The sequence below is a fragment of the Streptomyces globosus genome (genome assembly GCF_003325375.1).
GTDB classification, from domain to species: domain Bacteria; phylum Actinomycetota; class Actinomycetes; order Streptomycetales; family Streptomycetaceae; genus Streptomyces; species Streptomyces globosus_A.
Genome location: NZ_CP030862.1, coordinates 3328348 through 3341169, shown reverse-complemented (window position 1 = coordinate 3341169; position 12822 = coordinate 3328348). Strand labels below are relative to the sequence as shown.

General features: G+C 75.3%; 14 protein-coding genes and 1 pseudogene. 7 read left to right on the top strand and 8 right to left on the bottom strand.

Annotated features, from left to right (window positions below; translation table 11 throughout):
• Positions 1-389: 389 nt before the first annotated feature.
• Both C0216_RS14510 and C0216_RS14505 read right to left on the bottom strand, forming a co-directional pair.
• On the bottom strand, positions 390-1001 hold the full coding sequence (locus C0216_RS14510; RefSeq protein WP_162793205.1) for a TetR/AcrR family transcriptional regulator: 612 nt from the start codon (positions 999-1001) through the stop codon (positions 390-392).
• Positions 1002-1044: 43 nt separating this feature from the next.
• The gene (locus C0216_RS14505) at positions 1045-1725 is read right to left on the bottom strand and encodes an SAM-dependent methyltransferase (protein ID WP_216827082.1); all 681 of its coding nucleotides are present in this window, start codon (positions 1723-1725) and stop codon (positions 1045-1047) included.
• Positions 1726-1821: 96 nt separating this feature from the next.
• Here C0216_RS14505 and C0216_RS14500 point away from each other — a divergent pair, with 96 nt between their 5' ends.
• The 3 genes from C0216_RS14500 to C0216_RS14490 all read left to right on the top strand — a co-directional run bounded on the left by C0216_RS14500 (position 1822) and on the right by C0216_RS14490 (position 4304).
• Positions 1822-2745, top strand: a complete 924-nt coding sequence (locus C0216_RS14500; RefSeq protein WP_114055692.1) for an NAD(P)/FAD-dependent oxidoreductase — start codon at positions 1822-1824, stop codon at positions 2743-2745.
• A 28-nt stretch (positions 2746-2773) separates the two neighbouring features.
• Positions 2774-3418: a hypothetical protein gene (locus tag C0216_RS14495; RefSeq protein WP_114055691.1), complete on the top strand. Its 645-nt coding sequence runs from the start codon at positions 2774-2776 to the stop codon at positions 3416-3418.
• A gap of 382 nt (positions 3419-3800) precedes the next feature.
• On the top strand, positions 3801-4304 hold the full coding sequence (locus C0216_RS14490; RefSeq protein ID WP_174250397.1) for an FxLYD domain-containing protein: 504 nt from the start codon (positions 3801-3803) through the stop codon (positions 4302-4304).
• 89 nt (positions 4305-4393) lie between these two features.
• Here the strand turns inward: C0216_RS14490 and C0216_RS14485 are convergent, their stop codons facing one another.
• Positions 4394-5209: a class I SAM-dependent methyltransferase gene (locus tag C0216_RS14485; protein ID WP_114055689.1), complete on the bottom strand. Its 816-nt coding sequence runs from the start codon at positions 5207-5209 to the stop codon at positions 4394-4396.
• 194 nt (positions 5210-5403) lie between these two features.
• Here C0216_RS14485 and C0216_RS14480 point away from each other — a divergent pair, with 194 nt between their 5' ends.
• The gene (locus C0216_RS14480) at positions 5404-5979 is read left to right on the top strand and encodes a TetR/AcrR family transcriptional regulator (protein ID WP_114055688.1); all 576 of its coding nucleotides are present in this window, start codon (positions 5404-5406) and stop codon (positions 5977-5979) included.
• Positions 5980-6040: 61 nt separating this feature from the next.
• The gene (locus C0216_RS14475; RefSeq protein ID WP_114055687.1) at positions 6041-7264 is read left to right on the top strand and encodes a GDSL-type esterase/lipase family protein; all 1224 of its coding nucleotides are present in this window, start codon (positions 6041-6043) and stop codon (positions 7262-7264) included.
• A gap of 98 nt (positions 7265-7362) precedes the next feature.
• On the opposite strand, the gene C0216_RS14470 is transcribed toward C0216_RS14475, so the two are convergent.
• On the bottom strand, positions 7363-7560 hold the full coding sequence (locus C0216_RS14470) for a CsbD family protein (RefSeq protein WP_114055686.1): 198 nt from the start codon (positions 7558-7560) through the stop codon (positions 7363-7365).
• Positions 7561-7682: 122 nt separating this feature from the next.
• Positions 7683-9335, bottom strand: a complete 1653-nt coding sequence (locus tag C0216_RS14465) for a phospholipase D family protein (protein ID WP_114055685.1) — start codon at positions 9333-9335, stop codon at positions 7683-7685.
• 189 nt (positions 9336-9524) lie between these two features.
• On the opposite strand from C0216_RS14465, the gene C0216_RS14460 reads away from it, so the two are divergent.
• The gene (locus C0216_RS14460) at positions 9525-9722 is read left to right on the top strand and encodes a hypothetical protein (protein WP_114055684.1); all 198 of its coding nucleotides are present in this window, start codon (positions 9525-9527) and stop codon (positions 9720-9722) included.
• Positions 9723-9735: 13 nt separating this feature from the next.
• Positions 9736-9876 (top strand): annotated as a pseudogene (locus tag C0216_RS34375) (histidine phosphatase family protein); the annotation flags it as partial.
• Here C0216_RS34375 and C0216_RS14455 read toward each other — a convergent pair.
• From C0216_RS14455 to C0216_RS14445, 3 genes are read right to left on the bottom strand one after another with little or no spacing between them, the layout of a single operon-like run.
• Positions 9809-10810, bottom strand: coding sequence for a hypothetical protein (locus tag C0216_RS14455; RefSeq protein WP_162793204.1), 1002 nt, complete (start codon positions 10808-10810; stop codon positions 9809-9811). The pseudogene C0216_RS34375 and the gene C0216_RS14455 overlap by 68 nt on opposite strands.
• Positions 10811-10861: 51 nt before the next feature.
• On the bottom strand, positions 10862-11677 hold the full coding sequence (locus C0216_RS14450; protein WP_114055682.1) for an ABC transporter permease: 816 nt from the start codon (positions 11675-11677) through the stop codon (positions 10862-10864).
• Positions 11674-12675, bottom strand: coding sequence for an ATP-binding cassette domain-containing protein (locus C0216_RS14445; protein WP_114055681.1), 1002 nt, complete (start codon positions 12673-12675; stop codon positions 11674-11676). Before C0216_RS14445 ends, C0216_RS14450 begins: the two co-directional genes overlap by 4 nt.
• Between the last annotated feature and the right edge of the window lie 147 nt (positions 12676-12822).

Below are 12822 nucleotides of genomic sequence, written 5' to 3'. Positions count from 1 at the left end.
TGTACGGCGGCCCCTGCGGCGCGGCGACGGGAAGGCCGCCGCCCCTGGGGCCCGTACCGGAGCACCCGCAGTGCGCGTACGGACTCGGGGCCGGCGGCCGCGGCGTCCGCCGACCGGGCGGGACGGGGCGCGCGCCGCCGCGCCGGCGCGGGCCGGGGCTGCTGCTGCTTGCCGCCGCACTCGGCGGCCTGCTGCCGCCCGCGCCCCCGAACCGCCGCAGCAGGCGCGCGACGGCCGCCTCCGGCAGCAGCGGGACCGGCCGGCCGCCCAGGACGACGGCCCGCCCGGCGGGACGCCCTGCTGACCCGCGACGGCCGCACGCAGGTGTACACGGCGGGCACCGGCGATCTCGCGAGAGCACGGAGCACGACGGCAGTCACCAAAGGTGGTCAGGGGGCCGATTCGCTCGGCGGGTGAGCGGCGACTACGCGGCGGAAGAGGGCTTGGACGGCTCTGGTGATGTCGGTGTCGGTCTGGGTGTGGTGGCAGGGGCCGGTGTAGGCGTGGGTGAGGAAGTCCGCGGTGAGTTCGGGGTCAGGCACGTCGAACTCACCCGCCGCGCGACCTTCCGTGAGGAGGGTGACGAGCAGGTCGCGGGCCGCGGTGGCGGGTTCCTCGCCGGTGGCGCCGCCGGGTTCGTGGAAGAGCCGGTGGTAGAGCTCGTGGTGGTTCTGTTCGGCGGCGATCCAGGCGGCGACGAGTCCGTCGAGGCGTTCGGTCCAGGTCAGGCCGGGCTGTTCGAGGAGGGCGGCGGGCTGCTGGAGCATGCGGTCCCACATCTCCGCCTGGAGGGCGGCCAGGAGTTCCTGTTTGGAGTCGAAGTAGAGGTAGACCGTGCCTTTGGCGACCCCGGCGCGGGCGGCGACCTTGCTGATGGTCAGGGCCTCGTAGCTGTCGGCCAGGAGCAGGGCGGCCGTCGCGTCCAGGATCTGGCGGCGGCGGACGTCCGGGGGCTGGAAGCGGCCGGTGGGCTGGGCGGGGGCGGACTGGTCCGCGGGCACGGTCCCTCCTTCGTCGTCGGGTGACTGACTGACCGGCGGTCGGTCAGCCGGCGGACTCCAGGGTGTCATGCGGCTTGCGGGCGATGACGATGACCGCGTGGTCCGCGCCGGGGTGCTGGATCCGCGGTACGACCTTCCGTTCGGCGCGCACGATGTCCAGGCCGAGCGCGGCGAAGGCTTCGGTCAGCTCGGCGAGGGTGGCCAGGTCGCCGGGTGCACCCCAGTCGCAGGCTTCCTCGTCCCATTCACCGAGGGCCAGGATCCCGCCGGGGGCGAGTGCGGTGGCCAGGATGGCGAGGGTCGCAGTGCGGGCGGGGCCGCGGGGCGGCAGCGCGTAGGAACTGAGGGCGAAGCCGTAGGTGGTCTCGGGCTGCCAGACGGCGCTGTCGGCGACGGCGAGTTCAACCCGGTCGTCCAGGCCTCGTGCGCAGGCGCCGGCGCGGGTGGAGGCGATGGCGCGGGGTGCGAGGTCCACACCGGTGACACGCCAGCCGCGTTCGGCGAGCGCGAGGGCGTTGCCGCCGGCGCCGCAGCCCAGGTCCAGGGCCCTTCCCGGGGGAAGGCCTTCGGCGGGGGCCAGGAGCACCGGGTCCGGGGCGGCGGTGTCGCTGCCGTCGCCGGCGTAGAGGTCGTCCCACGCGAAGTCCGGGTACGAGGCGGCCCCGGGCCCATGGGCATGGCCGCCGTCGGGCGTGCCGCAGGCATGGCCGGTGTTGTGGGTCACAGTTCCTCCGGTGGGAATGAGATCGAGCGAATGACCGTTGGTCAGTAGTATGACCGCTGGTCATTCGATTCCGTCAAGTCCCTTCGGAGGCATCCTGTGAACCCCACCGCCCAGTACGACACCGTGATCATCGGCGGCGGGCCCGCCGGCCTGACCGCCGCACTGACCCTGACCCGCTACCGCCACCGCACCCTGGTCATCGAGTCCCCCGCACCGCCCCGCAACGCCGCTTCTCGCGGTGTCCACGGCCTGATCGGCCTGGAAGGCGCCACCCCTGACGAGCTGCGTGCCCGTGCCTGGGAGGAGCTGGGCAGCTACGGACTGGCCCAGCGGCTCGATGCCGCGGTCAGCGAGATCACCCCGTCGGCCGGCGACGGCTTCACCGTGCGCGCGGACGACGGGACCACGGTCTGGGCCCGGAACGTCATCCTGGCCACCGGCGTCATCGATCAGCACCCCGAGGGCGTCGAGGGCGTCGCCGCGTGCTGGGGCCGCACGGTGATCCACTGCCCGTTCTGCATCGGCGAGGAGAACGCCGACCGCACCTGGGCCCTGGTCTCCGACGACCCCCGCTACCTCGGTATGGCCGCCACCGCCTTCCGGGCCTGGACCGGCGACACCATCGCCATCGCCCCGCCCTTGCTCTCCGGCGCCGACGAACTGCGCCGCAGCCTGCGCAAGCAGGGCAGCGACCTCGTCCAGGGCGAGATCGCCCGCCTGCACCACACCGACGGCGACCTGCACACCGTCGAGCTGGCCGACGGAACCCTCCTGGAGCGCCAGACCCTGCTGTGGCCCCAGCCGCAGCGGCAGGTCCCGCTCGTCGAACGCCTGGTCAGGGACCACGGCCTCGCGCTGAGCGAGGGCTACGTCGCCGTGGGCGAAAGCCGCCGGACCAGCATCCCCGGCCTCTACGCCGCCGGCGACCTGACCGGAAGGACGTGGGAACAGGGAGCCGTCGCCGCCGTCACCGCCGGATCCGCTGCCGCCGACGCCATCCACTTCGCCCACCTGGCCTGACGGCCCCGACACTCCACCGGAGCCCTCCGTGCCCGAGCAGGACTTCACCGACTACATCGACCGCATCGGCGGCCACACCGGCGACCGCACCACCCTCTACCAGGCCGTCGCCGCCCACACCGGAGCCGGCCGCGTCCTCTACCCCGGCAGCTACCTCGACCTCGCCCCCTCCTACCACTGGCCCGACGTCACCTACCTCGACGCCGACGCCCGCGCCTGCAAGGCCTTCCGGGGCCCCGACGCCACCGCCCTCGCCACCCGGCACAAGCAGTACCGCGAACAACCCCGAATCGCCTTCGTCCCCGGCGACTACACCCGCACCCTGGCGGAACTCCCCGCGGCCGAGTGGGATCTGGTGATCTCCCTGTACGCGGGCCCCGTATCCGAGCACGCCACCCGCTGCCTGCGCCCGGGAGGCTGGCTCCTGGCCAACAACAGCCACGCCGACGCCGGCCTCGCCCACCTCGACCCCCGCTGCCGGCTCGCCGCCGTCCTCCACCACCGCTCCGGCCGCTACCGCCTCACCACCGGCGACCTCGACCGCTACCTGCAGCCCAAACGCCCGCCCCACCCCACCCGCGAACAACTCCACGCCGCAGGCAGAGGCGCCTCCTACACCCACCCGGCCACCGCCTACCTCTTCCGCTTCCACCCCCACGTGCGGGAACGGTAGACGCGACCCGGAATCCCGCCGTAAGCCGGCAGGCCGGTACCACTGAACGAGCCCGTATGTGCCGGGAGCCCGGGCGGGTCGCTGCTCTCCCCGCCCGGGCTCCCGGCACGTTCACCTCACCCACTCATACGCACCGTCCTCCCCGCCGGTGTCGCGGTCACCGCCGTCGAGCAGGTCGTTGGCCTCGTCCTCGGTGAGCTCTGGATCGCCTGCCACCGCATCTCCGAGGAGGACTCCGCCTGCGCCCTGCCGGGCGGCCGGTGGGCGGGCGGCGTCCCGCCGGGCGGGTGCTTCATCCGTATGCGCTGCCGGGTCGCGCGGGCGGCGGGCCCGCGGCGGCGTTGACTGGCGGCATGCACGGAGGACTTCGAGGAGGCGGGACATGGTGAGGCGCCGACTGGCGGGGATGGTGTGGGCGGCGGCGGTTGCGGCGGCCGCCCTGGGCGCGGCGGGCTGTTCGAACGGCGGTTCCGCGTCCGACGCGGCTTCCCGGGCCGCGTCGGCGGTCCGGTCGGCCGGCGCCGAGGTCTCGGCGGCCGCGACGCACGCTGCGGACGCGGCGGCTTCGGCGGCCGCGGAGGCCCGGAAGAAGTTGGACGAAGTCAAGGACGGGGTGGACGCGAAGGGCGCCGTCACCCTCGGGAAGCCGTCCACCGCCGGCGACGGGCACACGGAAGTGCCGGTGACGGTGGAGAACACCGACGACGCGGCGAAGTCGTTCGCGGTGCAGGTCGACTTCCGGGACGGGGACGGCAACACGGTCGACACCGTGGTGGTGACCGTGCAGGACGTGGCGGCGAAAGGCCGGAAGGAGGCCACCGCGCGCAGCACGCACGAGCTGTCGGGCAGCGTCACCGCGCAGACGGCAAGGGCGCTGCGGTACTGAGCGCGGCCCCGCCGCACCGCCCCGGGCACCGGCCGCGCGCCGGGGGTCCGGGGCGGTCGGCGTGCGGCCGGTGCCCGGGCCGCCCGGGGTTACGGGCGGCGGCCCCACACGGTGAGCATGCCGGGCGCGAGTTCGGCGAGGTCCGGGGATTCCAGGTAGGCGAGGGCGTCGTCGAGGACGGCCTCGTCGAGGCGGCCGCCGGAGAGCAGGGCCGGGCGGAGCCGGCGGAGGGTGTCGGTCCAGAAGGCGGCGATCGGGGTGCCGGGCCGCAGCGGCGGGCACACCAGTTCCGCGGCGACGTCGTGCAGGCCGGCGGCGCGCAGGGCATGCGGGTGGGCGCGTACGGCGGCGAGGTCGGTGCCGATGGTCTCCCGGAGCGTGTGCCACATGGCGTCGAGGGTGCGGCGGTACGGGGAGGCGGTGTCGCCGGGGTCGGGGACGTCGGCGGCGTCGCTGAGGACGAGGTGTCCGCCGGGGTTGAGCAGGCCGACGAGCCGGTCGAGGACCTCCCTCCGCTCGGGGAGGTGCATGAGGACGAACCGGGCGTGGACGAGGTCGAAGGTGCCCAGCCCCGGCTCGTCGGCGAGCCGGGTCAGATCCGCAGCGCGGACGCGCAGCCGGTCGCCGGCGAGTCGGTCGAGGTGGCCGGTGTCGCGGTCGAGGGCGACGACCTCGTCGGCGCAGGCCTCCTCGGCGAGCCAGCGCGCGACGGTGCCGGTGCCCGCGCCGACGTCCAGGCAGCGCGTGCCGGGGCCGGCGCCGAGGGCGGCCAGGCGCTCACGGGTGTACGGGTCGTAGACGAGGGCGGCGTGGTCGATGCGGTCGCCCTCGCCCGGGAGGCCCGGCGGGAACAGGTCCTCGCCGTACCGGCCCGCCGGGGTCTGCTCGTCGGGTGCTGCAGCCACCGCGTTCCTTCCGGCCGGGGGCCGTATCGGCCCGGGGGCCACCAGGGTCGCCCGGCAGGCGGTTCCCGGCGCGGGATTGGCCCGGCCGCGGGCGCGTCCCCACCCCTGCCTCCACAGTTTTCATATTTGCCTAAATGCTTTAGGTAGATTCATACTCTCTTCAGGCACAGGCCGGTACGGCGGAGGGAGACGCGATGGCGGGGCGGGCCGGACTGACGGCGGATCGGCTGGCGCAGGCGGGAGCGGAGCTGGCCGACGAGATCGGCTTCGACCGGGTGACCCTGTCGGAACTCGCCCGCCGCTTCGACGTCAAGGTGGCGAGCCTGTACGCGCACGTGCGGAACTCCCGGGACCTCAAGACCCGGATCGCCCTGCTGGGCCTGGAGGAGCTGGCCGACCTGGCCGCCGACGCCGTGGCCGGCCGGTCCGGCCGGGACGCGCTCGCCGCCTACGCCGAGGTGTTCCGCATGTACGCCCGCCGCCACCCCGGCCGCTACGCGGCAACCCGCTTCCCCCTGGACGCCGACACCGCCCTGGCCAGTGCCGGCGTACGCCACGCCCGGCTGACCCGGGCCGTGCTGCGCGGCTACGGCCTGGCCGAGCCGGAGCAGACGCACGCCGTCCGCATGCTCGGCAGCCTCTTCCACGGCTACGTCGACCTGGAGAACGCCGGCGGCTTCGCCCACAGCGCCCCCGACAGCCAGGAGAGCTGGGAGCGCGTCGTCGACGCCCTCGACCACCTGCTGCGCACCTGGCCGCCGGCCCGCTGACCCCCCGGCCGGCGCGCCGCGCCCCACATGCCCTGCTGTACGCACCCCCTGGAGTTCCCCCGTGAGCCCCGCACACCGCCCCGCATCCGGAGGGGGCCCCGCCCCCGCCCGGACGGCGGCCACCCCGATCACCGCCGCCCTCGTGCGCGGCGCCGCCGCACTGGAGCGCACCCGGCACGGGCTGCTGCCGCACCGGCTGCCGGCGGCGGCCCGCGCCCAGTGCTCCGACGGGCAGCTCGCCATGGCCGAGTCCCAGCCCTCGGGCGTGCGCCTCGCCTTCCGCACCCGGGCCACGGCCGTGGAGCTCGACACCCTGCCGACGAAGCGGGTCCACGCCGGCGTGCCCCGCCCGGACGGCGTCTACGACCTGCTGGTCGACGGCCGGCTCACCGCGCAGGGCACCGCACGCGGCGGCAACACCCTCGTCGTCGACCCGGCCGACTGGAGCAGCGAGCTGCGGCCCGGACCGCCCGCGACCGTCCGCTTCACCGGCCTGCCGGGCGCCGCCAAGGACGTGGAGATATGGCTGCCGCACGACGAGACGACCGAGCTCGTCGCCCTGCGCACCGACGCCCCCGTCGAGCCGCTGCCGGACCGCGGCCGGCCGGTGTGGCTGCACCACGGCAGCTCGATCAGCCAGGGATCCACCGCCGCGAGCCCCACCGGCACGTGGCCCGCCGTCGCCGCCGCACTCGGCGGCGCCGACCTCGTCAACCTCGGCCTGGGCGGCAGCGCGCTCCTCGACCCGTTCACCGCGCGCGCCCTGCGGGACACCCCCGCGGACCTGATCAGCCTCAAGGTGGGCGTCAACGTCGTCAACCTGGACCTGATGCGCCGCCGGGCGTTCGGGCCCGCCGTGCACGGGTTCCTCGACACGGTCCGCGAGGGCCGGCCCGACGTGCCGCTGCTGGTCGTCTCGCCGATCCTGTGCCCCGTACACGAGGACACCCCCGGCCCGACCGCGCTCGACGCGGCCTCCCTCGCCGCGGGGCGGCCCGCGTTCCGGGCCGCCGGCGACCCGCGCGAGGTGCCCGCCGGGAAACTGACGCTGGCCGTCGTCCGGGAGGAGCTGGCACGCATCGTCCGCGAGCGCTCCGCGGACGACCCGCACCTCCACCACCTGGACGGCCTCGCCCTGTACGGCCCGGCCGACGGGGCTGCGCTGCCGCTGCCTGACAACCTGCACCCGGACGCGGCGACCCACCGGCTCATCGGCGAGCGCTTCGCGCGGCACGCCTTCGGAGCCGGCGGCCCCTTCGCCGCCCCGCACCGGCCCGCGGGCTGACCTCATACTGCGCATGGGACGGGCGGCGCCCGCCGCGCCGCGGGCCGGTGCCGGGCACCGGGACCGCTGCGGGCGGGCGGCCGCGCGTCGGGGTGCGGCTACTTCTTCCTGTGCTTGCCGCGCATCTGCTCCCCCGCTTCGCGGGCGCGATCGTCGAGATCGGCGCGGGCTTCCTTGGCCTCGCCCCGGACCTGGTCCATCTTGCCCTCGGCCTGCATGCGCTTGTTGCCGGCGACCTTTCCGACGGCTTCCTTCGCCTTGCCCTTGGCCTGCTCCATCTTGCCCTTGTCAGCCATAGCGAACTCCTTGGGTCGGGAACTCCCCCGGCCCTCAACCTAGGCGAAGCACCGCGGTCCTGCGCGGCGAGAACCGCGCACGGGGCGGGGCCGGCGGGCGGCGGGCGGGCAGACAGGGCCGGTCAGAAGGCGTTGCGGCGACGCAGCCGGAGGGGGCGGCCGTCCGGGTCGACGAGCAGGTGGTGGGCGGGTGTCGCCAGGATCCGGGCGGGAGACGACAACTCCGGTGGCACGTAAGGGCGGAGCCGCCCCGGTGGGCGCGGGCCGCGGCAGCCGCCCGCGTGCCAGGATTCGAGGGCGGCGGCCGAGGCGGCGAACGCGTCGAAGGCGGCCCCCGGGTCGCAGAGGGCGCCGCCGTCGGCGGGGTCCAGGTCGAGGTGCTCGCAGGAGAGCTCCAGGCGCAGCCGGCGGGCGAAGGACCGGGCTCCGTCGCCGAGGCCGCCCGGATCGGCGGGCGGGCGGCCGTCGGCCGACTCGTCCAGGACGGCGCAGCCGAGCTCCGAATCGTGCGTCCAGGAGCGGAGGTTGATGTTGTCGGAGCCGATGGACGCCCACACGTCGTCGATGACGCACACCTTGGCATGGACGTAGACGGGGGTGCCGGCGTGGTTCTCCAGCGCGTACACCGCGACTCGGTCCCCGCCGGCCCGGCGCAGCCCGTTGAGTGCGGTGATGCGGCCGATGAGGTGCATCGGCAGGGTCAGGCGGCCGTCCCGTTCGGGGACGGCGGGGATGACGGCCGTCAGCCGCAGCCCGGGGTGGGCCCGCAGGGCCTGCGCGAAGCAGTCGACGACGCGCGGCGACCACAGGTACTGGTCCTCCAGGTAGATCAGGGAGCGGGCCCGCCTGACCGCCTTGAGGTAGCCGCGGGCGATGCTGCGCTCGCCGTCGCGGGCGAAGGGGTAGCCGCCGAACAGCCGGTCGGGGTAGGTGCGCAGCACCTGCACGGTGTGGGTGCCGCACGGTTCGGGGTCGGGGGCCTGCGGCGGCAGGCGGTCGGCGTGCGTGTCCTCGCCGTGCGCGCGGGCCCGCAGGCGGGTGAGGGGGCTGCGGCTGAGGGGGGCCGGATCCTCCCAGCGCTCGCGGAAGACGGCCTCCAGGTCGCCGACGACCGGCCCGCGCAGCGCGAGCTGTACGTCGTGCCACGGCGGGTTCGCCCCGTAGGCGTCGGCCATGCGCAGGGCCTGGGGGTCGCCCTCGTGGGCGGCGTCGTCGTTGCGGCTGCGGCACAGGTCGATGCCGCCGGCGTACGCGATGTCGAGTTGCGGGCGGCCGGGGTGGCGCAGTACGAGGAGCTTCTGGTGGTGACAGCCGCCCGGGCGGACCCGCATGTCCAGGAGGCATTCCCCTCCGGCTTCCTGGATCTCCTTGCCGAGGCGGCGGTTCTGCGTCTCGCTGAACCGGAAGCGGTCCAGGTACGAGCGCCACACCAGGCCCTTGACGACGACGCCGCGTTCGGCGGCCCGGCACAGCACGGCGCCGATCCCGCTGCCGGCGCGGTCGCCGTCGTGGGTGCGGCCGTCCGGGGTGCGGTGCGGGGCGAGCCGTTCGTCCGGGTCTCCGCGCCAGTCGGTGAACAGCAGCAGGTCTCCGGCGCGCATGGCGCCGATCCGCTCCAGCAGCTCCGCGAAGTAGGCGGCTCCGTGGACCACGGGCCGCGCCTCGTTCCCCCGCGACCAGGCGACCCCGCCGGGGTGGCGCCGGTCGAGGCCGGTGTCCGGATTGCCGCGCTCGGCTGCGGTCAGAAGCCAGGTGCTCAGGTCGGCAGGGCCCATGGCGTGCGTCTCCTTCCCGCCGCCCCTACCCGGCGGGCCCGGCCGCACACCCCGGGGCGGTGGGAGCGGGCGGCGCCGGTCACCGTCGGTGATCGAAAAGATGCCGGTCGGCACCGCCCGTGTGAGGGTGGGCGCACGCCGCACGCCGTGCGCCGGCACGGCACGGTACGAGAGACGGGAGCCGTCGCCATGGACGGAACGAAGGACACGCGCCGCGGGTCCGGCAGCGGGGGCGAGGAGCAGGACCGCCCCCGCAAGGGCCAGGACCGCTTGCGCCCGGCCTCGGGCAGGGCGGCGGGCAAGACCCCGGAGGAACTGGGCCGCCGCCCCGGCGAGGCGGTCCCGGAGGAAGACCACGACACACCCGACCGCCCCGACGACCGCTGACACCGTCGTGCCCGGCATCGACCACGCCCATGCCGCGCCGGCCGTCATCCGCTGCGTGCCCGGTCGGCCTGCCTCGGTGGTCGTGTTCAACGGCGCCGGCCATCTCCCCGCCGCACTCCGCTGGACCGGTTTCCCGCGGGAGCTGCACGTCTGATGTCCCGGGCCGGCCGGCCGGCGGCTTCAGCCGTGGGTTCGGGCGCGGTGCGGGCGGCGTGGAGGAGGGCTGTGAGGTCGCGGGCCGTGGTGCGGTGGCGGCGCGGGGCCGAGGGGCTCTGCCGCACGACGCGTGCGGCCCGGGCCATGGCGCGCAGCGCCCGTACGGAGCCGACGGTCGCCACCGTGTCCGGCAGGGCGGCCAGGGCGCGGTCGGCCTCGCGCCAGTCGGCCGCCTCGGCGAGGACCCGCGCGAGTTCGGCGGCGAAGAGGACCCGGTAGGCGGGGCCGCCGCCGGCGCCGTGGACGGCGCGGTGGAGCAGTTCTGCGGCGCGGTCCCGGCGGCCCAGGGCGGCCGCGGCCAGGCCGCGGTGTCCGTCGAGTTCGCGGCCATCCATCCACCACGCCCAGGCGGGGTCGCGGCGGCCGGGCGGGTCGGCGAGCAGGTCGGACCGCGTGGCCTGCGGGCCCCGGCCGAGGCGGGCGAAGGCACGCCCGGCCCGGACGTGGAAGACGGCCGCGACGCGCCCGGGCAGGTCGGGGCGGGCCAGGACGGCGGAGGCGATCCGCAGCGAGCGGTCGGGCCGGCCGAGGTGCTCCTCCTGCATGCTGAGCACCGCGAGGATGAGCGGTTCGACCGGGAGGGGGCCGTCGGGCCCGCCGCCGGCGGCTTCCAGGGCGCGCAGGTGCAGGCGCTGCGACGTGTGGTGCCGTTCGGCGTCGAAGGTGATCCAGGCGGCGACCTGGAGCAGTTCGGCGTACGCGGCACGGCGCGCCCGGTCCCGTGACGGCGGGCGGGGGCCGAGGCCGCGCACGGCGTCCAGCGCCGGTCCGGCGGACCGAAGGGCCCCTTCGGCGACGTCGAGGTCGATCAGCCTGCGCGTGAGGGCCGCCGCCTCGGCCGCGGACCAGTCCGGCACGTCGCGGTGTGACACGTTCCCGCCTCCCCCGTCTCCCCCGTCCCGGTCCAGTATGCCGGGGGCCGATCAGCGGCTGTGGGATCCGTACACGTGCATGGCCAGCGGCATGAACACGGCGGTGATGGCAGCGGCCCAGGCCAGGGACCACAGGACGGGTCCGGCGGCCGGGGTGCCGAGCAGGAGGCCGCGGAAGGCGTCCGAGAGGTGGGTGACGGGGTTGACGTTCACCCAGGCCTGGAGCCAGCCCGGCATGGTGTCGACGCGGGCGAACGCACTGCTCGTGAAGGTGAGCGGGAAGATGAAGGTGAAGGCGTACACCTGCACCTTCTCGGCGTCCCCGGCGAGCATCCCGATCAGGACCGCCGTCCAGGAGACGGCCGCCGCGAAGACGAGGAGCAGCACGGTCGCGGCGAGGAGCCCGCCGAGGCCGCCGGTCATCCGGAAGCCGAGCAGGGTGCCCAGGCCGATCATCAGGAGCATCGCCCACAGCTGCTTGGCCAGGTCGGCGGTTATGCGCCCGAACAGCGGGGCGGAGCGGGCGATGGGCAGGCTGCGGAGCCGGTCGAAGACGCCCTTGGTCAGGTCGGTGTTCAGCGACATGGCGGTGTACATGCTCATGAAGAGCGTGTTCTGGACGATGATCCCGGCGAGGGCGTACTGGAGGTACTCCTGCGGGGAGCCCGCCATCTGCCCGCCGAAGACGTAGGTGAACAGGAACACGAACATGATCGGCGTGATGCTGTAGTCGACCAGTTCGAGCGGGTTGTGCTTGACGGAGACGAGGCTGCGCCACGCCATCGTGGCGGTCTGCTGGAGGGCGGCGAGCGGCCGCACCCGGGTGCCGGAGGGGCCGAGGGCGCCGGTGACGGCGGCGCTGGTCATGAGGGGCTCCCCGCGGGCGCGTACGCGTCGTGGTCGTGGTCGTCCGCGTCGGGCGGCGGGGCCTCCGGGCGGGCGCGGTGGCCGGTGAGGGCCAGGAACACCTCGTCGAGGGAGGAGCGGCGCAGGGTGAGCTCCGCGACGGCCATGCCGGCCTGGTCGAGGCGGCGCACGACGCGCGGCATCAGGGCCGGGTCGCCGACGGGGGCCGTGATGACCTCGTCCTCGATCTTGGTCTGGGGCCCGGCCTCCTCCGCGACCAGCGCGCACGCCGCCGCGAGGTCGTCGGCGCGGAGCGGGCGCAGGTGCAGCACCTGGCCGCCGACCTGGGACTTCAGCTGGTCGGGGGTGCCGTCGGCGATGACCTTGCCCTTGTCGACGACGACGATGCTGTCGGCGAGCCGGTCGGCCTCGTCCAGGTACTGCGTCGTCAGCAGGACGGTCATGCCCTCGGCCACCAGCTCGCGGACCATGTCCCAGACCTCGCCGCGGCTGTGCGGGTCGAGCCCGGTGGTCGGCTCGTCGAGGAAGAGGATCTGCGGCCGGCCGACGAGGCTGGCCGCGAGGTCCAGGCGGCGGCGCATGCCGCCCGAGTACGTCTTCACGGCCCGCCCGGCCGCGTCGCCGAGGCGGAAGTCCTCCAGCAGCCCGGCCGCGCGGGTCCGCGCGGAGCGGCGCGGCAGGCCCAGGAGCCGGCCGATCATCACCAGGTTCTCCGTGCCGGTCATGTTCTCGTCGACGGCGGCGTACTGCCCGGTCAGGCCGATCAGCGAGCGGACCAGGCCCGCCTGCCGCACCACGTCGTGCCCGCCGACCTCGGCCCGGCCGGCGTCCGGGCGCAGCAGGGTGGCGAAGATCCGCACGGCGGTCGTCTTGCCCGCCCCGTTGGGCCCGAGCAGCCCCAGGACGGTGCCCTCCGGCACCGCCAGGTCGACCCCGTCGAGCGCGCGGGTCTCCTTGAACCGTTTGGCCAGGCCCTCGGCCTGGATCGCGTACCCCATGGGGTCCACCTCTTCCAGCGGATCGGCATCCTCTCCACTGTGACGCATGCCACTGACACCGGCCGTCCGGCGGCTGTCGGTGCCGCCTGCTACAACGGCTCCGCACCGGTATCGGCCGGGTGCACGGACCAGCGGGCGGGAGAAGGA

Bases quoted from the DNA above. Each gene is read 5' to 3' on its own strand.
- C0216_RS14490 (WP_174250397.1), top strand. From the start codon at position 3,801: ATGGTGAGGCGCCGACTGGCGGGGATGGTGTGGGCGGCGGCGGTTGCG.
- C0216_RS14480 (WP_114055688.1), top strand. From the start codon at position 5,404: ATGGCGGGGCGGGCCGGACTGACGGCGGATCGGCTGGCGCAGGCGGGA.
- C0216_RS14470 (WP_114055686.1), bottom strand. From the start codon at position 7,560: ATGGCTGACAAGGGCAAGATGGAGCAGGCCAAGGGCAAGGCGAAGGAA.
- C0216_RS14465 (WP_114055685.1), bottom strand. From the start codon at position 9,335: ATGGGCCCTGCCGACCTGAGCACCTGGCTTCTGACCGCAGCCGAGCGC.
- C0216_RS14460 (WP_114055684.1), top strand. From the start codon at position 9,525: ATGGACGGAACGAAGGACACGCGCCGCGGGTCCGGCAGCGGGGGCGAG.
- C0216_RS14450 (WP_114055682.1), bottom strand. From the start codon at position 11,677: ATGACCAGCGCCGCCGTCACCGGCGCCCTCGGCCCCTCCGGCACCCGG.
- C0216_RS14445 (WP_114055681.1), bottom strand. From the start codon at position 12,675: ATGGGGTACGCGATCCAGGCCGAGGGCCTGGCCAAACGGTTCAAGGAG.